This is a genomic window from Aquamicrobium terrae, assembly GCF_040545735.1.
Classification (GTDB): Bacteria; Pseudomonadota; Alphaproteobacteria; order Rhizobiales; family Rhizobiaceae; genus Mesorhizobium; species Mesorhizobium terrae_A.
Map to the genome: position 1 here is coordinate 58247 of NZ_JBEPML010000024.1, position 19300 is coordinate 77546.

A 19300-nucleotide genomic window follows, 5' to 3' on the forward strand; every position below is an offset into this window, starting at 1 on the left:
GGGGCGTCTCCTCCGATTGACGTGCCCCATCATTGCACGCTTGCAGGCTTCTGCTTTGCGTTTTACGAATGCAAAATGGCAAAAAGCGAAAAGCCGAGCATATTCCGGGCTGAGCACGCCCCGCTCAAACTGACGTTCCTGCTGTTCTCCGGATCGTCGATCATGTGCGTGGCCTCGGCCATCGACCCGCTGCGCGCCGCCAACCGCATCGCCGGCGAGCGACTGTTCGATTTCAAGCTGGTGTCGATGAACGGCGAGCCCGCCATGACCACCAGCGACCTGCCGGTGCCGGTGAGCGGACGTTTCGACCCGCGGGAATCCACCGATGTGCTGGCCGTCATCGGTGGCTTCGGCGCCAAGAACCACGGCACCGCCGCGCTGCTTTCGGGCCTGCGCCAGGCGGCGCGCCCGGCGCGCGCCATCGGCGGCATCGAGGCCGGCACCTGGCTGGTCGGCCGTGCCGGATTGCTGGAAGGCCGCGCCGCCACCACTCACTGGGAGGATCTGGAGGATTTCGCGGCCGCCTTTCCCGGTGCCGATGTGCGGCCCGACCGCTACGTTATCGACGGTCCGGTGTTCACCTCGGGCGGCGCCTCGCCCACCTTCGACCTGATGCTGCACCTGATCCGCGCGCGGCTCGGCATGGCGGTGGCGCTCGATGTCGCCAGCGTCTTCATCTACGACCAGACGCGCGCCGCGACCGACGCGCAGCCGCTGGTCTCGCTCGGCCGCCTCGACGGCTACGATGCGCGGCTGGCGCAGTCGGTCCGGCTGATGGAATCCCACATCGACCAGCCGCTGACCATCGCCGGCGTGGCGCGGCGCGTCGGCCTCACTTCACGGGCGCTGGAGAATATCTTCCGCCGTTCGATCGGGGAAACCCCCGGCGCCTATTACCTGCGCCTGCGCCTCAATGCGGCGCGCCGGCTGGTGGCCGACACGCGCCTGCCGATGGCCGACATCGCGGCCCGCACCGGCTTCTCGTCGGCCGCCACCTTCTCGCGCGCCTTCGCCAAGGGGTTCGGCAGGGCGCCGTCCATGCTGCGGGGCAACTGATCAGGCGGCGGCGCTTTGGTCCGGCTCGCCCTGTTCCAGCAGGCTCCGCATCTGCCTGGCCAGATGCACCTGCATCCGGCTGGCGACGGCGCGGTCCCATTCGCCGCAAGCCTGATTCGCGGCCGGGCGCGGCAGCGCCATCAGCCGGTCGATGATGGAGTCAGTGCCCCCGTTCGACAGGAGGGCGTCGATTTCGCGATCTTCGTGCATATCGGCTCGCCTCGTTTCAGCTTGTTGCGAGGCTCATTTATAGGATGGCCGTGACGGCTTCATGAAGGCAGGAAGGCGGCATTGCGGCGGCAAAAGCGGATCGCTTTTCCATGATTGCCGCAATTGTGCGAAAAGCCGCTGGCTGGCTATTCCGCGCTGCCCAGCGTCTTCTCGAACAGGATCGTGGTGAGGCCGCTCTGCCATTCCTCGTCCGGATAACGCCCCGTTTCGGCATAGCCCAACGCCTTGTAGAAGTTCTGGCTCTGCTCGTTGAAGGTGTCGGTTTCCAGCCGGGACCGGCGGAAGCCCTGTGCGGCCATGTCCCGTTCCGCCCGCTCCATCAGGCGGCGCCCCACGCCCCTGCGCTGGAGGCCGGAAGACACATGCAGCGCATCGACAAAATCATCGACGCAATGGATCAGCCCGGCAATTTCGCCCCCGATCTCGGCCACCAGCATGTCCGTGCCGCAGCGTTCCACGAAGCGCCCGCCGATATCGGTCTCGACATAGCGACGCACGGAGGCTTCCGTGATCTGCGGCCGCCATGTGGTTTCGAACGTCTCGCGCAGTATGGCCTTCATGGCCGGAAAGTCCTGCGGGCGCGCGGGCCGCACAATAATTTCATCCGTCATCTCAACCCGCGCCAAACCTTACACATAACGATTGACCACGTTCTCCAGATATTCCTGCCGGCCGGAGCGCGGCTGCGGCTCGATGCCGTCCTTCACCACGCGCTCGGCCACCTGTTCCAGCGTGCGCTTGCCGGCCAGCATCGCATTGGCTTCCTCGCCGCTCCAGCCGGCATAACGCTCTTCGAGCGGCTTGATAAGGGCCTTGTCCTCGATCATGCGGGCCGCCGCCTTCAGGCCGCGCGCGCAGCAATCCATGGCGCCGACATGGGCGATCAGCAGGTCCTCCGGGTCCAGCGACTGGCGGCGCAGCTTGGCGTCGAAATTGGTGCCGCCGGTGGTGAAGCCGCCGGCCAGCAGCACCTGATAATAGGCCAGCGCCATTTCCGGCACGTTGTTGGGGAACTGGTCGGTGTCCCAGCCGGACTGGTAGTCGTTGCGGTTCATGTCGATGGAGCCGAAGATGCCCAATGCGGCGGCCAGCGCCAGCTCATGCTCGAAGGAGTGGCCGGCGAGGATGGCGTGGCCCTGCTCGATATTGACCTTCACCTCCTTCTCCAGCCCGAAATCCCTGAGGAAGCCGTAGACGGTGGCGACGTCGTAATCATACTGGTGCTTGGTCGGCTCCTGCGGCTTCGGCTCGATCAGGATCGTGCCCTTGAAACCGATGCGGTGCTTGTAGTCGACGACCATCGACAGGAAGCGGCCGGCCTGCTCGCGCTCGCGCTTCATGTCGGTGTTGAGCAGCGTCTCATAGCCTTCGCGCCCGCCCCACAGCACGTAGTTTTCGCCGCCGAGCCGCTGGGTCACGTCGATGCAGGATTTCACCGTGGCGGCCGCATAGGCGAACACCTCCGGATCGGGATTGGTGGCAGCGCCTGCCATATAGCGGCGGTGCGAGAACAGATTGGCCGTGCCCCACAAGAGCTTCACGCCGGTCTCGGCCTGCTTCTTTTCAAAAATGCCGGCGATCTCGTCGAGCCGTGCGGCGCTTTCGGCAAAGTCCTTGCCCTCCGGGCGCACATCGGCGTCGTGGAAGCAGTAATAGGGCACGCCGAGCAGCGAGAACATCTCGAAGGCCACATCTGCCTTGAGGCGCGCCTTGTCCATATCCTCACCGAACCAGGGCCTGTCGAAGGTCTGGCCGCCGAAAGGGTCGCCGCCCGGCCAGGCGAAGGAATGCCAGTAGGCGACGGCAAAGCGTAGATGATCCTCCAGCCGCTTGCCGAGCACGACCTCATCGGGATCGTAGAAGCGATAGGCGAGCGGATTGGTGCTTTCCGGCCCCTCGTAACGGACGGGCGCGATATCGCCGAAGAAACCGGTGCTCATGATCGATACTCCTGATCGTGTATGGACAGCCCCCCACCCCCTAACCCCTCCCCACAAGGGAAAGGGGGATTCTGGGCCGCCGCATTTCGGCGTTGAAGAGGAATGCACGAAGGCAAAAGATTCCCTCCCCCTTGTGGGGAGGGGTTAGGGGTGGGGTATAAAGCCTAGAATCCCGCATTTTTCACTGCCGGATAAAGGGCGCGGTAGCGCCGGTACGCATCGGCATAGGCCGGGGCCAGTGCGGCATCCGGTTCGACCGTGGCGCTTGTGGCAGGCGGGGTACAGACGGCGCGCGGATCGGCCCCGGTGGCCGCGATCAGGCCAAGGCGCGCTGCGCCGAAGGCCGCGCCGAAATCGCCGTCGGCCGGCACGTCCACCGGAATGCCGAGCGCGGTGGCAATCGCCTTCAGCCAGTAGGGCGAGCGCGAACCGCCGCCGATGGCGGTGACCCGTTCCAGCCGCGTGCCGGCGCTGGCCAGCGCCTCGAGGCTGTCGCGAAAGGCGAAGGCGACGCCCTCCAGCACCGCCTGCGTCAGGGCCACGCGACCGCTCTCATGGGCGAGGCCGGCAAAGACGCCCCGGATGGTTGCATCATTGTAAGGTGTGCGCTCACCCGACAGATAGGGCAGGAAAGTCAGGCCCGATGGCGCCTTGAGATCATCGCCAAGCTCGGCGGTAAGTTCGCCCGCCTTGCGGTCGGTGATTCCCGTCAGCCAGTTCAGTGAATCCGTGGCCGAGAGGATGACGCCCATCTGGTGCCAGGTCTGCGGCAGGGCGTGGCAGAAAGTATGCACGGCGCTGGCCGGATTGGGCAGGTAGGCTTCATTGGCGGCGAACAGCACGCCGGAGGTGCCGAGCGAGACGAAGGCATGGCCTTCGCCCACCGTGCCCATGCCGCAGGCCGAGGCCGCATTGTCCCCTGCCCCGCCGGCAATCGGAATGCCCGCCTGCATGCCCCATTTCGAAGCCAGTTCCGCGCGCAGCGCGCCGGCCGGCTGGGTGCCCTCGACAAGGGCAGGCATGAAGCTCTCGTCCAATCCGGTCGCGGCAAGCAGTTCACCCGACCAGCGCCGCCGGCCGACATCCAGCCAGGAGGTGCCGGCCGAATCCGACATTTCCGACATGTGCTCGCCCGAAAGCCAAAAACGCAGATAGTCCTTCGGCAGCAGCACCTTCGCGACGCGGGCAAAGATGTCCGGCTCGTTGGCCTTCACCCAGACAAGCTTGGGCGCGGTGAAGCCGGGAAAGACGATGTTGCCGGTGATCTGGCGAAAACGCGGATCGGCATCGAGCGCGGCGGCTTCGGCGTGGCTGCGCACATCGTTCCACAGGATGCAGGGCCGCAACACCCGGTCGTCGCGATCGAGCAGCGTCGCGCCATGCATCTGGCCGGACAGGCCGATGCCGCGAACGGCTGACAACTCCTTCGGGTGCGAGGCTTTCAGCTCGCCGATGGCCCGCTCGCAGGCTTCCAGCCAATCGGCGGGATCCTGCTCCGACCAGCCCGGATGCGGGCGCGAAACCTCCAGCGCACCATGACCGGAGGCGACCGGCCGCTGATCGCCATCGATCAGCAGCGCCTTGACGCCGGACGTGCCGAGGTCGAGCCCGAGATACATGCACTTCCTCCCGATCCGCGACGATAGCGGAAAACCGGAAACGCAAAACGACCGTTGTCGTTCGGCATTCCGATTTATTTCGAATATCGTAAAAATTCACGGTTCGCCAGCCAAATGTGTCCCGGACGACAGTCCGCGATGGTCGCCAACACATTTTTCCCTTCCACGGGTGATTTGCCATCTTGCCGTCACGAAGCACAATGTAATAACATCACATCAATCGTTCCCTCGACGGACCCGCATTCGCCAAATGGCCGACGCCTGCATCACATTCCGCGACCTGACGCTGGGCTACAACAGCCATCCGGCCGTGCATCATCTGTCCGGCACCGTGCGCAAGGGCTCGCTCACTGCCGTCGTCGGCGCCAACGGCTCCGGCAAATCCACGCTGATGAAAGGCGTGGTCGGCATGCTGAAGCCGATGGTGGGCTCGGTCACCGTGACGCCGGGCACGCGCGTCGCCTATCTGCCGCAGCAGTCCGAACTCGACCGCACCTTCCCCGCGCGGGTGGTGGATCTCGTCTCGCTCGGCCTGTGGCCGAAGCGCGGCCTGCTCGGCCGCCACACGGCGCAGGATCGCGCTGCCGTATCGGAGGCCCTGATGGCGGTGGGGCTGGAAGGCTTCGAACAGCGGCCTATCGATACGCTCTCCGGCGGCCAGCTCCAGCGCGCTTTGTTCGCGCGGGTGCTGGTGCAGGATGCGGAACTGATCCTGCTCGACGAGCCGTTCAACGCCATCGATGCCCGCACCGTCACCGACCTGATCGCGCTGATCAAGCGCTGGCACGGCGAGAACCGCACGGTAATGGTCGTGGTGCACGACCTCGACCTCGTGCGCACCCATTTCCCCGAGGCCCTGCTTCTGGCCCGCAGCCCGGTCGCATGGGGCGAAGCGAAGGCGACGCTGGCGCCGGAGAACCTGCTGCGCGCCCGCCAGTTCCACGAGGCCTGGGACGAAAGCGCGCCATGGTGCGCCGCGGATGGCGATCACGACCACGCGCATGAGCACGATGGACATGGGCATCACCACCATGCCCATGATGAGGCCGGGCACGCGGCGCGGGAGAAGGTTGCCTGATGGACGCGCTTCACCAGTTCCTCGTCGCGCCGTTCACCGAATTCGCCTTCATGCAGCGCGGATTGCTGGGCGCGGTTCTCTTGTCGATCAGCGCCTGCCCGATCGGCGTGTTCCTGATGCTGCGTCGCATGAGCCTGACCGGCGATGCCATGGCCCACGCCATCCTGCCGGGCGCGGCCGCCGGCTTCCTGCTCTACGGCTTGCAGATCGTGCCGATGACCATCGGCGGGCTGCTGGCCGGTGCCATCGTGGCGCTCGGGGCCGGTGCGGTTTCGCGCCTCACGGTCCAGAAGGAGGATGCCTCCATGGCCGCCTTCTACCTGATCTCGCTGGCGCTCGGCGTCACCATGGTGTCGCTGCGCGGTTCCAGCGTCGACCTGATGCATGTGCTGTTCGGCACCGTACTGGCGCTCAACAATGCGGCGCTCACGCTGATCGGCATCGTGGCCGCCGTCACGCTCGCGGCGCTCGCCATCTTCTGGCGCGCGCTGGTGGCGGAATGCCTCGACCCGCTGTTCCTGCGTTCCGTGTCACGGCTCGACACGCCGGTGCACTTCATCTTCCTCGGGCTGGTCGTGCTCAACCTTGTCGCCGGCTTCCAGGCGCTGGGAACGCTGCTTTCGGTCGGCCTGATGGTGCTGCCGGCCGCCGCCGCCCGCTTCTGGACGCAGCGTGTCGAGACCATGGCCGTTCTGGCCATCGCCTTCGGACTCGTCTCGTCCATCAGCGGCCTGCTTTTGTCCTACCACGCGGCGCTGCCTTCCGGCCCGGCCATCATCCTTTCCACCGGCATTCTCTATTTCATGTCGGTGCTGTTCGGCACGCGGGGCGTGCTGGCAACCCGCCGGCCGCGCCACGCCCACCGAATCGCCTGAAAACAGGAAACCTCACGAATGACACTCTTCAAAAAGCTCGCCTCGGCTTTGATTGTTATAACATTCACGCTGCCTGCCTCGGCGGCGGAAAAGCTCAATGTCATCGCCAGCTTCTCCATCCTCGGCGACTTCGCGCAAAAGGTCGGCGGCGACCGCATCGAACTGCGCACCATCGTCGGGCCGGACAGCGACGCCCATGTCTACGAGCCGAAGCCGGCCGATGCCATCGCGGTGGCCAAGGCCGATGTGGTGCTGGTGAACGGGCTGTTGTTCGAGGGCTTTCTCCAGCGCCTGATCGAGGCCAGCGGCACTTCGGCCGCGGTGGTCGAGGTCAGCAAGGGCGCGGAAATCCTCAACGACCCGGCCGGCGGGCACTATCACTACAATGGCGGCAAGGCGGTGTTCCATGAAGCCCCGCTCGACCCGCATGCCTGGCAGTCGGTGGCCAATGCGAAGGTCTATGTGAAGAACATACAAGAAGCCTTCTGCAAGGCGGATGCCGAAGGCTGCCCGGCCTATCAGGCGAATGCCAAATCCTACGACGCCGAGCTCGACGCGCTGGACAAGGAAATCCGCGAAACGGTCGCCTCGATCCCGCAGGATCGCCGCGTCTTCGTGGTCGCGCACAATGCCTTTCGCTATTTCGAGCATGACTATGGCGTCACCTTCCTCGCGCCGCAGGGGGTTTCGACGGACTCGGAAGCCTCGGCGGCCGATGTCGCCGGCGTCGTGCGCGAGATCGCCGGCCAGCGCGCCACCGCCGTGTTCGCGGAAAACATCTCGAACTCGCGACTGGTGGAGCAGATCGCCTCGGAAGCCGGCCTGAAGCTCGGCGGCTCGCTCTATTCGGATGCGCTTTCGAAGCCAGACGGAAAGGCCGCGACCTATATCGATATGATGCGCAGCAACCTTGCCACCATCAGGGATGCGGCCGGCTCCTGACCGCGTAGTCGCCGCGCCCTTAGGGTCGGCCGGCGCCGTGCCTGAGCAGACGGCCGACCCTGTCCACTCAACCCGCAAGGACGCAGGATACCTGGATTGCGTTCTTTTTGCACCGGCTTGTAACGTAATAACATCAAGGAGAGCAGTATGAGAAACTTCTTCTACGCAGCCTCGGCGCTGGCGCTGGGAGCCTGCCTGTGGACCGGCCCGGTGCTGGCCGACGAGGACGACGTGACCGCATGGCGGCTGTTCGTCTCCGACCATGCGGAACCGGTCGTCAATGTCATCGACGCGCTCGACGGCGACAAGCTCGACACCTTCCAGATCAAGGGCCCGGCTTCGCTCTACCGCACCGACAGCGGCCAGACCGTGTTTGCCGTGCAGGGCGGGGCCGGCGCGGTCTCGGTGATCTCCACCGGCATCGCCTTCCACGACCATGGCGATCATGGCGATATCGACGTGGACGAGCCTGAGCTGCTCGACGCCACGCTGGAAGGTTCCAAGCCGGCCCATTTCGTCGAGCGGCAGGGCAATGTCGCGCAATGGTTCGACGGCGAGGACAAGGCCCGCTTCTTTACCGAGAAGGCCGCCCTCGAGGGCAAGCCGGAGGTGCGCGAGATCAGCGTCGTCGCTCCGCATCACGGCGTGGCGGTGCCCTTCGACAGGCATGCTGTGGTCACCATCCCCAACCCCGAGGATGCCTCGAAGCGCCCGATCGGCGCCCGTCTCGTCGATGTCGACGGCAAGCAGATCGGCGAGGATGTCGCCTGCCCCGGCCTGCACGGCTCGGCCGGATCGGGCAGCCTTTATGCGCTGGCCTGCGACACCGGTCTGCTTTTGATCTCGCAGGATGGCGACGTGCCCGAAATCCGGCACCTGCCCTATTCCGACAAGCTGCCCAAAGGCAGCTCCTCGACGCTGATCGGCGGCAAGGGCCTGCAATATTTCGTCGGCAACTACGGGCCTGACCGCATCGTGCTGGTCGATCCTTCGGAACAGGACGCCTTCCGCCTGGTGCAGCTTCCCACGCGCCGGGTGCATTTCGCCGCCGACCCGATCCGTTCAAAATTCGTCTATGTCATCACCGAGGACGGACAGCTTCATCAGGTGGACGTGCTGAAGGGCGAGATCGCACACTCGCTCAAGCTGACCCAGCCCTATTCCATGGACGGTCACTGGAGCGACCCGCGCCCGCGCGTCACCGTCGCCGCCGACAAGGTGTTCGTCACCGACCCGCTGAACGGCAAGATCCACATCGTGGACGCGAACACCTTCGAGAAGGCCGGCACGATCACCGTGGAAGGCAAGCCCTTCAACATCGTGGCCGTGGGCGGCACGGGCAAGGCGCATGAGGACGAAGGCCACGAACACAGCCATGAACATGATCACGGAGATAATCAGATCTACAAAGGCTTCTTTGAGGACGATCAGGTCAAGGAGCGCGCCCTGACGGACTGGGCCGGGGATTGGCAGTCGGTCTATCCCTATCTGCAGGATGGAACGCTCGATCCGGTCATGGCTCACAAGGCAGAGCATGGCGACAAGAGTGCCGATGAATACAAGGCCTATTACGAAACCGGTTATCGCACCGATGTCGAGCGCATCAAGATCGACGGCGACGCCGTGACGTTCTTCAAGAACGGCAAGGCGATTGAGGCACGCTATGCGGGCGACGGCTACGAGATCCTGAAATACGAGGCAGGCAATCGCGGAGTGCGTTTCATCTTCAAGAAGACGGAAGGTGACGATGCAGCCCCGCAATACATCCAGTTCAGCGACCATAAGATCGCGCCGGAGGCAGCCGATCACTATCACCTCTACTGGGGCGACGATCGCGCCGCCCTGCTGGAGGAAGTGACGAACTGGCCAACCTACTATCCGTCCTCTCTGGATGCCAAGAAGATCGCGAGCGAGATGATCGCGCACTGATTGCTGCGGGAAACCTCGCATTGTGCGTCCGGCCACGCAGGCCGGGCGCTCCATCCGCACTCGCAAGACCAAGAGGCGCGCCATGCCCGACAAAGCCAAAACTCCAACCCGGCTTCCCGTGACCGTGCTCTCCGGCTTCCTCGGCGCCGGCAAGACCACGCTTCTCAACCACATATTGAACAATCGCGAGGGCCGCCGCGTGGCGGTCATCGTCAACGACATGAGCGAGGTCAATATCGACGCCTCGCTGGTGCGCGACGGCGGCGCGAACCTGTCACGCACCGAGGAGCAACTCGTGGAGATGACCAATGGCTGCATCTGCTGCACGCTGCGCGACGACCTTCTCAAGGAAGTGCGCCGTCTCTCGCAGGAAGGCCGTTTCGACTATCTGCTGATCGAGGGCACCGGCATCGCCGAGCCGCTGCCCGTCGCGGCGACCTTCGATTTCCGCGACGAGAACGGCGACAGTCTTTCCGACGTCGCCCGCCTCGACACCATGGTCACCGTGGTGGATGCCGCCAACCTGCTCAACGACTACGGCTCGCAGGATTTCCTGCGCGATCGCGGCGAGATCGCCAGCGACGCGGACGATCGCGCCATCGTCGATCTTCTGGTCGAGCAGATCGAGTTCGCCGATGTCGTCGTGCTCAACAAGGTGTCCGACACCTCGGCCCACAATCTCGACATGGCGCGCAGGATCGTGCGGTCGCTGAACTCCGACGCCGAACTGCTCGAAACGGATTTCGCCAAGGTGCAGCTCGACAAGGTGCTCGACACGGGCCGCTTCGACTTCGAAAGGGCAGAGACCCATCCGCTCTGGTTCAAGGAGCTCAACGGCTTCGCCGACCATGTGCCGGAAACCGAGGAATACGGCATCCGCTCCTTCGTCTACCGGGAGCGCAGGCCTTTCGATCCGGTGAAGCTCAAGGCTTTCATCGGCCGCTCATGGCCGGGCGTGGTGCGCGCCAAGGGCTTCTTCTGGCTGGCCACGCGCCCGCATTACGTGGGCGAACTCAGCCAGGCCGGCGCGCTGGTGCGCACCGGAAAGCGCGGCCTGTGGTGGGCTTCGGTGCCGAAACAGCGCTGGCCCGACCATCCGGAATGGCATGCGGCCATGCGGCCCTATCTCGACGATGTCTGGGGAGACCGGCGGCAGGAGATCGTCTTCATCGGCTGCGATCCCATGAACGAGGCGCAGATTCGCGCGGAGCTCGACGCCTGCCTCGTCCCGGAGCGGGATTTCATGCCCGGGCGCTGGCACAGCCTGCCTGATCCGTTCCCAAGCTGGGAACCGCAGGCGGCCTGAGGCGGCACACAATTGCAACCGTTCCGCGAGATGCTTCACGGTTTGTAAACCATGAATACCGAAAATACCTGCGAATGCCGGACCGCGGGGGCCCGGCCGGTATCGCAGGAACGAGTGCATGTCAAAGCTGCCACGCGACCCGTCGTCGCCAGTCGCCGGGCCAGTCGCCGGGCCAGTTACAGGCGAAGCCGGTCCGACGCCCCCCCTTCCCCGCCGCCTGCTGCTGCAAGGCATGGGCGCGACCGCGCTGATGGCGGCAAGCGGCTGCTCCACCGCAACCTCCGGCTTCGATGCGCTCAATCTCGACTACACCTCGACCGGCTCGGTCCGCCCCATGCGCCCCTCGATCAGCGTCGACCGGCAGATCACCAGCCCGGACGTGATGTATGCGGGCCTGACCGATGGCGGCTTTTCCGTGCCGGAAGTGCCCTACCAGAAGATCAAGCCGCAGTTCCGCCGCCAGATCGTGGTCGACCCGACCGGCGAGGCGCCCGGCACCATCGTCGTCCACACCAAGGACTGCCTGCTCTATCTCGTGCAGCCCGGCGGCGAGGCTATCCGCTACGGCGTCGGCGTCGGCAAGGCGGGGTTTTCCTGGTCCGGCCGCGCCAACATCCAGTATGGCCGTGAGTGGCCGACCTGGACGCCGCCGCGCGAAATGATCCAGCGCAAGCCCGAACTGGTGAAATGGCAGAACGGCCAGCCCGGCGGCCTCGACAATCCGCTCGGCGCGCGCGCCCTCTACATCTTCCAGAACGGGCAGGACACGCTCTACCGCATCCACGGCTCTCCCGAATGGTGGAGCATCGGCCAGTCCGTGTCCTCGGGCTGCGTGCGCCTCATCAACCAGGACATCATCGACCTCTACAACCGCGTCTCCAAGCGCAATCCCATCGTCGTCATCTGACCCCCAGGGCGATCGATTGAATATACGGTTGCGCGCCGATACAAGACGCGCAATCGTGGATTCTTCGAGCATCCAGGGAGGTCGAAATGGCCGGAACTTTCGTCATCGCGCAAGGCGGCGGGCCGACGGCGGTCATCAATCAGACGCTGGTGGGCGCGGCGCTGGAAATCCGCAAACGGCATCCCGGCGCGCGCGTTCTGGGATCGCTGCATGGTGTGCGCGGCATTCGCGACGGCAACTATGCCGACCTCACCGACCTGTCCGAACAGCAATTGCGGCTGATCGGCGACACGCCGAGCGCGGCGCTGGGCTCTACCCGCGACAAGCCGGACGCCGCCTATTGCGACCTGATTCTGAAGGGCCTGAAGAAGGCCGGCGCCGACGCCTTCATCTATATCGGCGGCAACGACACCGCCGGCACCCAGCAGATCCTGAGCGACGCCGCCGGCGGCTCCATCGCCATGGTGCATGCGCCCAAGACCATCGACAACGACCTCGAGGAAAGCGACCACACGCCGGGCTTCATCTCGGCGGCGGAGTTCGTGGCCGGAGCCTTCCTGTCGATCGATCTCGATTTCCGCGCGCTGCCAGGCATCTATGTCGGCATCGTCATGGGCCGCCATGCCGGCTTCCTCACCGCCGCATCCGCCGCATGGCAGCAGGACGAGGCGAGCGGGCCGCATCTCATCTACGTGCCGGAACGCGCCTTCGAGATTTCGCGCTTCATCGACGACATCCGTGCGACCTACGACCGCCACGGCCGCTGCGTGGTGGCCGTATCCGAAGGTGTGTCCACCGCCGACGGCAAGGCGCTGGTGGAAAGCCTGGTGCCGCCGGAACGGCTGGAGCGCGACCAGCACGGCAACGTCAAGCTCTCGGGCAGTGACCTGACCGCCGCTCTGGAGCGGGCCTTGGCCGAGCATCTGCCGGGCAAGCGGGCGCGCGTCGATGCCTTCGGTTATCTGCCGCGCGGCTATGTCGGGGCGATCAACCAGACCGATGCGCGCGAGGCCTTCGAGGCCGGCGTCTTTGCCGTACAGGCCGCAACCGAAGGCGGCGGCTCGGTCGCGTTGCAGCACGACGGCAGCACGGTGCTGAAGAACGTGCCGCTCACCGCCGTAGCCGGCAAGACAAGGCACATGCCGGACGATTTCCTGCACCCACAGGAAAACCGCCTTGCCGAAGCGGGCTACGCCTATCTGAAGCGGCTGGTGCCGCCGAAATTCAAGGTCGGCCGGCCGTTCGTCTGACGCAGCCCGGCCGGTCAGGAGCGGCTGTGCCAATCCTGCGAAAGCCCGAAGGTGCGCGCCAGCCCGCTTTCGCCGGCTTTCGTGATCCTGAGCGCACGGCTGTCCGGCGTGCGCGCAACCCATTTGAGGTCGAGCAGCCGCGTCAGCAGCGCCGCGCCCAGCCGGCCGGCCAGATGCGGGCGGCGCTCGCTCCAGTCGAGGCAGGTGCGGCACAGCGGCCGCTTCGACGGCGAACTGCCGAGATCTATGCCGAAATCCGCAAGGAAACGCGTTCCCGCCGGTGTGAGAATGCCCGCGCCGTCAGCCAGCACGACATGACCGGATTCCTGCAGGGAATCGACCAGGGCGAGGCCGAGCCTTCCGGCGATATGATCGTAGCAGGTGCGCGCCCGGCGTAGCGCCTCGTCCCGAGGCCCGACCGGATGATGCCGTTTCGGCCCCTCGCTGGCGACCACCGACAAAGCCTCGATCACGCGCGCGACCTCAGGCGACGCCAGCCGATAGTAACGGTGCCGGCCCTGCTTCTCCAGAACCACCAGCTCGGCATCGGCCAGCCGGGCAAGATGGCCGCTGGTGGTCTGCGCCGTCACGCCCGCATGGTGCGCCAGTTCGCCGGCGGTCAGGGCCTGCCCGCCCATCAGCGCCGAAAGCATGTTGGCGCGGGCCGGGTCGCCGATGAGCGCAGCCACAGCCGCGATGGTGTTGCCGGAAGCCATGTTCGACATAGGTCAAGAGTAGCGTTCTTCGGCCCCACAGTCAGCCGCAGACATTTCGGCCACGGCCGAAACATGGCGCGAACGGCGCGGGATAGGATGGGCCATGTCCTTCACGCCCGATCCCTTCAACGACCATTCCGCTCGCGCCGCGCGCCACCCGCATGAGCGGCCCGATGTTGCGCAAGGTCCGGCCATTTGCCGATTCGCACGGCTGATCTGGCACATCTGGCCGGACCGGCACCGCCAGCGCATCTGCCTGCGTGAAATGGAGCCGCACCGGCTGGACGACATCGGCGTCAGCCGTGTCGAAGCCGGGCATGAAGGCCGCAAGCCTTGCTGGCGTTAGGGTTATTCAGGCTTTTTGGAGGCCGTCCCTCATCCCGCAGACTGCGATAGCCGCATATCGATGTTGCGGCGTCATATCCCCACCCCTTACCCCTCCCCACAAGGGAGAGAGGGAATCTGCGCCGCAGCCGCTTGTCGCATCGACGTTTTGAGGACGGATACCAACGCCGGGCTTCCCCTCCCCCTTGTGGGGAGGGGTAAGGGGTGGGGGTTAGTCTTCAGGCAATTCCGGCTCAGATGGAATCGCCCCTGAAAAGCGGGACGAGGCCCGGATGCCCTCTCAGCCGGCCGCTTCGTCCCAGCCGCTGACCGCCTTCACCTCGAGGAAATCCTCCAGGCCCCACTTGCCGCCCTCGCGGCCGAGGCCGGACTGCTTGTAGCCGCCGAACGGGCTGCCGGCGGGACGGCCGGTGCCGTTGAGCTGCACCATGCCGGCCCGCAGCCGGCGCGCCACCCGCTGCGCCTTGGCCTGATCGCCGGACTGCACATAGGCCGAGAGCCCGTAGGGCGTGTCGTTGGCGATGGCGACGGCGTCGTCCTCGGTGTCGAAGGGAATCATAGCCAGAACCGGCCCGAAGATCTCCTCGCGGGCGATCGCCATGTCATTGTCGACATCGGCGAAGATGGTCGGGCGCACGAAATAGCCGCGATTGAAGCCTTCCGGCCGGCCGAGGCCGCCGGCGACAAGACGGGCGCCTTCCTTGATGCCCTTCTCGATCATCGCCTGCACCTTGGTAAACTGCATTTCCGACGACAGCGGCCCGATATGGTCGCCCGCCTCGGCCGGGTTGCCGACCTTCACGGTGGCGGCCACATCCGCCGCGATGCCCACCGCACGGTCATAGACCGGGCGTTCGACCAGCATGCGCGTCGGCGCATTGCAGGACTGGCCGGTGTTGTTGAAGCAGTGCCTGACCCCACGCGCCACCGCCGCCTCCAGATCGCTGTCGGCAAAGACGATGTTGGGCGACTTGCCGCCCAGCTCCAGCGCCACGCGCTTGATGGTCTCGGCCGATGCCTTGGCGACCGCGATACCCGCCCGCGTCGAGCCGGTGAACGACATCATGTCGATGCCGGGATGGCGCGACATGGCCTCGCCCACGGTCGGCCCGTCGCCATTGACCATGTTGAACACGCCGGCCGGGAAGCCCGCTTCCTCCATCATCTCGGCAAAGACGATGGACGAGACCGGCGCGATTTCCGAAGGCTTCAGCACCACCGTGCAGCCGGCGGCGATAGCCGGCACGACCTTCAGCGTCACCTGGTTCATCGGCCAGTTCCACGGCGTGATCAGGCCGCACACGCCGATCGGCTCATGCACGATGCGCTCCTGCGGGTTGCGCTCGTCGAGCGGCGCCTCGAAGGCATAGTCACGCAGGGTGCGGATGAAGGCCTTGATATGGCCGGCGCCGCTGGCCGCCTGCGCCTCCAGTGCCAGGCTGATCGGCGCTCCCATCTCATCGGAAATGGCCTTGGCCATGTCCTGCATGCGCGCCGTGTAGACGGCCAGAAGGCGTTCCAGCGCGGCAAGGCGCTGTTCGCGGCTGGTCACGCTCCAGCTTTCGAAGGCCCGCCGCGCCGCCGCCACGGCCTTGTCGACATCGGCGGCCGAGCCCAGCGAAATGACCGCAAAAGGCTGTTCGTCGGCCGGATTGATGACTTCAAGTTCCTTCGGCTCGACCGGCGCGACCCATTTGCCGTCGATGAAGAAATCCGTCTTGCGCAGCATCTCGTTCTCCTCTCGCCGCCGGCGCGGCATCCCTGTTTCGGTCTGTTCTAGTCGGGGACGGGCATCGTGCTCAAGCCGCCACGGCGTCTTATGGTGAGGCCAGCCCGGTTTCCCGGCCGACGCGGCGCGCGGGCTGGATGGCAGTTTTCAGCGTCTTCACCGCCAGGCCGCGCCCGAGCGCTTCGGCGCTATCCGCATTGCGGACCAGCGCAAGCGCCTGTCGGCGCGGCAGAAGCAGGCCTTGCGCCAGAGGGCCGGGCCGCGAAAGAATGCGCGACAGGAACGGGGTCCGGTCCGCGCGGTCGCGCGAGAACCGGGCCGCCATGCCGGAACCGGCGGCATGGGTCGCCACGGCTTCCGTCCAGCCTTCGGCCGGGCGCGCGCCGGGCTCCAGCAGCAGCAGCCAGTCGCCCTTGGCGGCGGCAATGGCCGCGGCGATGCCGCCCTCGACCCATGCGCAGCCGGCATGCTCCGCCACCGTCCTCGTCCCGTCGGTCGAGCCCCGGTCGCAGACGACGACATCGCGCACCATGCCCTCGACGGCGCCCGACACCAGCGAGGCCAGCGTACGCGCCAGGCCTTCCTCGTCGTTATGGGTTTCGATGATGACGCTGAGCATGTCCGGCTGATAGCCCAGACACGCTTCCGGCGCCAGTTGCCGCGTTCCGTTCTCAAACAAAGTTCTTGATTTGTTCTCATTTCGGGATAGGAATAATTTCATGGGAACAGCGATTCGACAGTCTCAACCCACACCGTGGGAGAAGGCCAGGATGGAACAGATCGTACAGGCGGACGTTGCGGCCTTCGGAACAGGACGCGCCGAAATGGCCAATGCGATGATCGAGCAGAGCGGGCTGCGCGCACGACCCGACTGGATTCGCGGGCGCGCCTCCGGCATCAATCCCTCCGGGCGTTACGAGCCCGTCAGCCGGCATGTCTTCGATGACGGCTGGGAGAGCCTGGAGGAGCTGCCGCCGTTCAAGACGGAGGTGCAGGTGGAGCGGCCGCGCACCATCATCACCCGCAACACCTCGCCCGACATTTCCTTCGACCGCTCCATCAACCCCTACAGGGGCTGCGAGCATGGCTGCGTCTATTGCTTCGCCCGACCGACCCATGGCTTCATGGGCCTGTCGCCGGGTCTCGACTTCGAAGCCAAGCTGTTCGCCAAGCCGGATGCGGCGCGCCTGCTCGACAAGGAGCTTTCCAAGGAGGGCTACACGCCCCGCACCATCGCCATCGGCACCAACACCGACCCCTACCAGCCGATCGAAAAGCAGTACCGCATCATGCGCGAGATACTGGAGGTTCTGGAGGCGCGCGGCCACCCGGTCGGCATCGTCACCAAGTCGGCGCTGGTGGCGCGCGACATCGACATCCTGTCGCGCATGGCCGAGCGTGGCCTGGCCAAGGTGGCACTGTCGGTCACCACACTGGACCGCAAGCTTGCCCGCACCATGGAGCCTCGCGCCGCCACGCCGACGAAGCGGCTGGAGACGATAAAGCAGCTTTCGGAAGCGGGCATCCCGACTTCGGTGATGGTGGCGCCGATCGTCCCCGGCCTCACCGACCAGGAACTGGAACGCATCCTCGATTCCGCCCGCGCCGCCGGCGCGCGCGAGGCCGGCTATGTGGTGCTGCGCCTGCCGCTGGAGGTCGCGCCGATCTTCAAGGACTGGCTGCTGCGCCACTATCCCGACCGCTACCGGCACGTCATGTCGCTGATCCGTTCCATGCGCGACGGCAAGGACTACGATTCCGAATGGGGCAAGCGCATGAAGGGCGCCGGCCCCTATGCCTGGCAGATCGGCCGGCGCTTCGAGATCACGGCCAAAAGGCTCGGTCTCAACCTGCAGCGCACGGCCTTGCGCACCGATCTTTTCGTGGCCGGGAAGCACAGTGAACAGTTGATGCTGCTGTGACACGGGCAGCCGGTCCGAAGTTCGGGGTCTGGAAGCCTGATTCCGGCGGATCGGTTGCGGTTTTGCAGCCCGGCCACGGTGTGGCTTCGAAAGTTTTGTACCGCCGCCTGCCCGCCATGCAGGAGAACGGCAAATGCGTATGCGTAGCCTGCGTCTGTCCCCGACGAGCCCGCCGTCCCGGCTCGTCATTGGAGCCGTGCGTCCTCCCCGGCGCACGCGCTCCGACACCTTGAGCATCGGAACAGTCCGAAAACCGATCCACTTTCGGTCCGATGCTCCGGCCGCCTGGCGTTCCCCTCGCCACCGGCTTTCCCCTCCCGCCGCTCCCCACCGGCCGGAAGGGACTTGCGGAGAATCGGGGCCGGTGCGAACTTCGCCGCATCATGGTTCGTGCGCGCCCCGATTCTCCACTTCTCTTCGAAATCGTCGAACGTCCCGACTTCTCGTTCGAAACGGCGGCGAAGGCGGACGGGCTGTGGCCCGTCGCCGGCATGGACGAGGCCGGGCGCGGCCCGCTGGCCGGCCCGGTGGTCGCGGCGGCGGTGGTGCTCGATCCCGACAACATTCCCGACGGGCTGGACGATTCCAAGCGGCTGACGCACGCGCAACGCGAGGCCCTGTTCGAGACCGTGCTCAAGGCCGCACGCGCGGTGGCGGTTGCCTCCGTCTGCGCCGAGAGCATCGATGCAAGCGACATCCGCAAGGCGAGCCTGGAGGCAATGCGCCGCGCCGCCTGCGGCCTTTCCGTGCAGCCGAAGCTGGCGCTGGCCGACGGCCGCGACGTTCCGCCCGGCCTGCCCTGTCTCGGCCGGGCGCTGGTCAAGGGCGACCAGCGCTCGCAATCGATCGCCGCCGCCTCGATTGTCGCCAAGGTCATGCGCGACCGCATGATGACCGACTGCGGCCGCCGCCATGCCCACTACGGTTTCGAGCTCCACATGGGCTATGCCACCGTCCGCCATCGTACGGCCATCGGCGTCCACGGACCGGTCAAGCGCCTGCACCGCATCTCGTTCGCGCCGTTCCGCACGGCGGACAGCGAAGCGTAGGCTCAATTCGGGTCTGCACGCTTCTGATCGGCAAGGCGGTTCGAAATCTATCTTTCTTCCGAGCAGTCGGGGCGGCCTGCCCATCATCTTCCTGACGGGACCTCCGGCATTACCCCACCCCTGTCCCCACAAGGAGCCATGTTCAGATTTGACTGGTGGATTTGAAGCGCTCGTCATCCCGGCCAAGGGAACGTCAGCGACCGCCAGCCGGGATCCATGCCGGTCGGGTGACGGTTGGCCGCTGCGCAAGCTAGATCACGGAGTGGATCCCGGAGAGCCCGCCTTCGCTTCGCGGCGGCAGACTTCCGGGATGTTTGATCGATATCGGGTAGGTTGAGCAGCGAGGCTGCGGGCCTGCAAACCCGCAGCCTCGGCGGCAGGCGACCGGTTCCGGGATCGGGCCGAC

18 protein-coding genes are annotated in these 19300 nt (G+C 65.8%); 11 read left to right on the forward strand and 7 right to left on the reverse strand.

Annotated elements, in window-relative coordinates; all coding sequences use genetic code 11:
- Positions 1-75 precede the first annotated feature (75 nt).
- A complete protein-coding gene (locus ABID37_RS23355) occupies positions 76-1056 on the forward strand; it encodes a GlxA family transcriptional regulator (RefSeq protein WP_354199228.1) in 981 nt (326 codons plus the stop codon).
- Here ABID37_RS23355 and ABID37_RS23360 read toward each other — a convergent pair whose 3' ends face one another.
- The 4 genes from ABID37_RS23360 to xylB all read right to left on the reverse strand — a co-directional run bounded on the left by ABID37_RS23360 (position 1057) and on the right by xylB (position 4846).
- On the reverse strand, positions 1057-1266 hold the full coding sequence (locus ABID37_RS23360) for a hypothetical protein (RefSeq protein ID WP_354199230.1): 210 nt from the start codon (positions 1264-1266) through the stop codon (positions 1057-1059). It lies immediately after the preceding gene.
- A 146-nt stretch (positions 1267-1412) separates the two neighbouring features.
- On the reverse strand, positions 1413-1847 hold the full coding sequence (locus ABID37_RS23365) for a GNAT family N-acetyltransferase (RefSeq protein WP_354199232.1): 435 nt from the start codon (positions 1845-1847) through the stop codon (positions 1413-1415).
- A 69-nt stretch (positions 1848-1916) separates the two neighbouring features.
- On the reverse strand, positions 1917-3227 hold the full coding sequence (gene xylA / locus ABID37_RS23370; RefSeq protein ID WP_354199234.1) for a xylose isomerase: 1311 nt from the start codon (positions 3225-3227) through the stop codon (positions 1917-1919).
- Positions 3228-3391: 164 nt separating this feature from the next.
- Entirely contained in the window at positions 3392-4846 is a 1455-nt protein-coding gene (xylB, locus tag ABID37_RS23375) for a xylulokinase (RefSeq protein ID WP_354199235.1), read from the reverse strand.
- A gap of 250 nt (positions 4847-5096) precedes the next feature.
- Between xylB and aztA the strand changes: the two genes are divergently transcribed.
- The 7 genes from aztA to ABID37_RS23415 all read left to right on the forward strand — a co-directional run bounded on the left by aztA (position 5097) and on the right by ABID37_RS23415 (position 13133).
- Positions 5097-5924 (forward strand): zinc ABC transporter ATP-binding protein AztA, encoded by an 828-nt coding sequence (gene aztA / locus ABID37_RS23380; protein WP_354199237.1) that lies wholly within the window; start codon positions 5097-5099, stop codon positions 5922-5924.
- A complete protein-coding gene (gene aztB / locus ABID37_RS23385; RefSeq protein WP_354199239.1) occupies positions 5924-6799 on the forward strand; it encodes a zinc ABC transporter permease AztB in 876 nt (291 codons plus the stop codon). Before aztA ends, aztB begins: the two co-directional genes overlap by 1 nt.
- 18 nt (positions 6800-6817) lie before the next feature.
- The gene (aztC, locus tag ABID37_RS23390; RefSeq protein WP_354199241.1) at positions 6818-7741 is read left to right on the forward strand and encodes a zinc ABC transporter substrate-binding protein AztC; all 924 of its coding nucleotides are present in this window, start codon (positions 6818-6820) and stop codon (positions 7739-7741) included.
- Between the two features lie 147 nt (positions 7742-7888).
- A complete protein-coding gene (gene aztD, locus ABID37_RS23395) occupies positions 7889-9670 on the forward strand; it encodes a zinc metallochaperone AztD (protein WP_435521628.1) in 1782 nt (593 codons plus the stop codon).
- A gap of 82 nt (positions 9671-9752) precedes the next feature.
- Entirely contained in the window at positions 9753-10976 is a 1224-nt protein-coding gene (zigA, locus tag ABID37_RS23405; protein WP_354199243.1) for a zinc metallochaperone GTPase ZigA, read from the forward strand.
- Positions 10977-11208: 232 nt separating this feature from the next.
- The gene (locus tag ABID37_RS23410; protein ID WP_354199267.1) at positions 11209-11883 is read left to right on the forward strand and encodes a L,D-transpeptidase; all 675 of its coding nucleotides are present in this window, start codon (positions 11209-11211) and stop codon (positions 11881-11883) included.
- An 86-nt stretch (positions 11884-11969) separates the two neighbouring features.
- Positions 11970-13133, forward strand: a complete 1164-nt coding sequence (locus ABID37_RS23415) for a diphosphate--fructose-6-phosphate 1-phosphotransferase (RefSeq protein ID WP_354199245.1) — start codon at positions 11970-11972, stop codon at positions 13131-13133.
- 14 nt (positions 13134-13147) lie between these two features.
- Here the strand turns inward: ABID37_RS23415 and ABID37_RS23420 are convergent, their stop codons facing one another.
- Entirely contained in the window at positions 13148-13849 is a 702-nt protein-coding gene (locus tag ABID37_RS23420; protein WP_354199269.1) for an ArsR/SmtB family transcription factor, read from the reverse strand.
- 103 nt (positions 13850-13952) lie between these two features.
- Here ABID37_RS23420 and ABID37_RS23425 point away from each other — a divergent pair, with 103 nt between their 5' ends.
- The gene (locus ABID37_RS23425) at positions 13953-14195 is read left to right on the forward strand and encodes a DUF1127 domain-containing protein (protein WP_354199247.1); all 243 of its coding nucleotides are present in this window, start codon (positions 13953-13955) and stop codon (positions 14193-14195) included.
- Positions 14196-14474: 279 nt separating this feature from the next.
- Here the strand turns inward: ABID37_RS23425 and ABID37_RS23430 are convergent, their stop codons facing one another.
- Positions 14475-15953, reverse strand: a complete 1479-nt coding sequence (locus ABID37_RS23430; protein ID WP_435521629.1) for an aldehyde dehydrogenase family protein — start codon at positions 15951-15953, stop codon at positions 14475-14477.
- Between the two features lie 58 nt (positions 15954-16011).
- Positions 16012-16542: a glycosyltransferase gene (locus ABID37_RS23435; protein WP_354199271.1), complete on the reverse strand. Its 531-nt coding sequence runs from the start codon at positions 16540-16542 to the stop codon at positions 16012-16014.
- Positions 16543-16693: 151 nt separating this feature from the next.
- Between ABID37_RS23435 and ABID37_RS23440 the strand changes: the two genes are divergently transcribed.
- Entirely contained in the window at positions 16694-17845 is a 1152-nt protein-coding gene (locus tag ABID37_RS23440; protein ID WP_354199251.1) for a PA0069 family radical SAM protein, read from the forward strand.
- A 383-nt stretch (positions 17846-18228) separates the two neighbouring features.
- Positions 18229-18894 (forward strand): ribonuclease HII, encoded by a 666-nt coding sequence (gene rnhB / locus ABID37_RS23445; RefSeq protein WP_354199253.1) that lies wholly within the window; start codon positions 18229-18231, stop codon positions 18892-18894.
- Positions 18895-19300: the final 406 nt, after the last annotated feature.

Bases quoted from the DNA above. Each gene is read 5' to 3' on its own strand.
- ABID37_RS23420 (WP_354199269.1), bottom strand. From the start codon at position 13,849: ATGGCTTCCGGCAACACCATCGCGGCTGTGGCTGCGCTCATCGGCGAC.
- ABID37_RS23430 (WP_435521629.1), bottom strand. From the start codon at position 15,953: ATGCCGCGCCGGCGGCGAGAGGAGAACGAGATGCTGCGCAAGACGGAT.
- ABID37_RS23360 (WP_354199230.1), bottom strand. From the start codon at position 1,266: ATGCACGAAGATCGCGAAATCGACGCCCTCCTGTCGAACGGGGGCACT.
- aztC (WP_354199241.1), top strand. From the start codon at position 6,818: ATGACACTCTTCAAAAAGCTCGCCTCGGCTTTGATTGTTATAACATTC.
- zigA (WP_354199243.1), top strand. From the start codon at position 9,753: ATGCCCGACAAAGCCAAAACTCCAACCCGGCTTCCCGTGACCGTGCTC.
- ABID37_RS23355 (WP_354199228.1), top strand. From the start codon at position 76: ATGGCAAAAAGCGAAAAGCCGAGCATATTCCGGGCTGAGCACGCCCCG.
- xylA (WP_354199234.1), bottom strand. From the start codon at position 3,227: ATGAGCACCGGTTTCTTCGGCGATATCGCGCCCGTCCGTTACGAGGGG.
- aztB (WP_354199239.1), top strand. From the start codon at position 5,924: ATGGACGCGCTTCACCAGTTCCTCGTCGCGCCGTTCACCGAATTCGCC.
- ABID37_RS23425 (WP_354199247.1), top strand. From the start codon at position 13,953: ATGTCCTTCACGCCCGATCCCTTCAACGACCATTCCGCTCGCGCCGCG.
- rnhB (WP_354199253.1), top strand. From the start codon at position 18,229: ATGGTTCGTGCGCGCCCCGATTCTCCACTTCTCTTCGAAATCGTCGAA.
- xylB (WP_354199235.1), bottom strand. From the start codon at position 4,846: ATGTATCTCGGGCTCGACCTCGGCACGTCCGGCGTCAAGGCGCTGCTG.
- ABID37_RS23435 (WP_354199271.1), bottom strand. From the start codon at position 16,542: ATGCTCAGCGTCATCATCGAAACCCATAACGACGAGGAAGGCCTGGCG.
- ABID37_RS23415 (WP_354199245.1), top strand. From the start codon at position 11,970: ATGGCCGGAACTTTCGTCATCGCGCAAGGCGGCGGGCCGACGGCGGTC.
- ABID37_RS23365 (WP_354199232.1), bottom strand. From the start codon at position 1,847: ATGAAGGCCATACTGCGCGAGACGTTCGAAACCACATGGCGGCCGCAG.
- aztA (WP_354199237.1), top strand. From the start codon at position 5,097: ATGGCCGACGCCTGCATCACATTCCGCGACCTGACGCTGGGCTACAAC.
- aztD (WP_435521628.1), top strand. From the start codon at position 7,889: ATGAGAAACTTCTTCTACGCAGCCTCGGCGCTGGCGCTGGGAGCCTGC.
- ABID37_RS23410 (WP_354199267.1), top strand. From the start codon at position 11,209: ATGGGCGCGACCGCGCTGATGGCGGCAAGCGGCTGCTCCACCGCAACC.
- ABID37_RS23440 (WP_354199251.1), top strand. From the start codon at position 16,694: ATGGAACAGATCGTACAGGCGGACGTTGCGGCCTTCGGAACAGGACGC.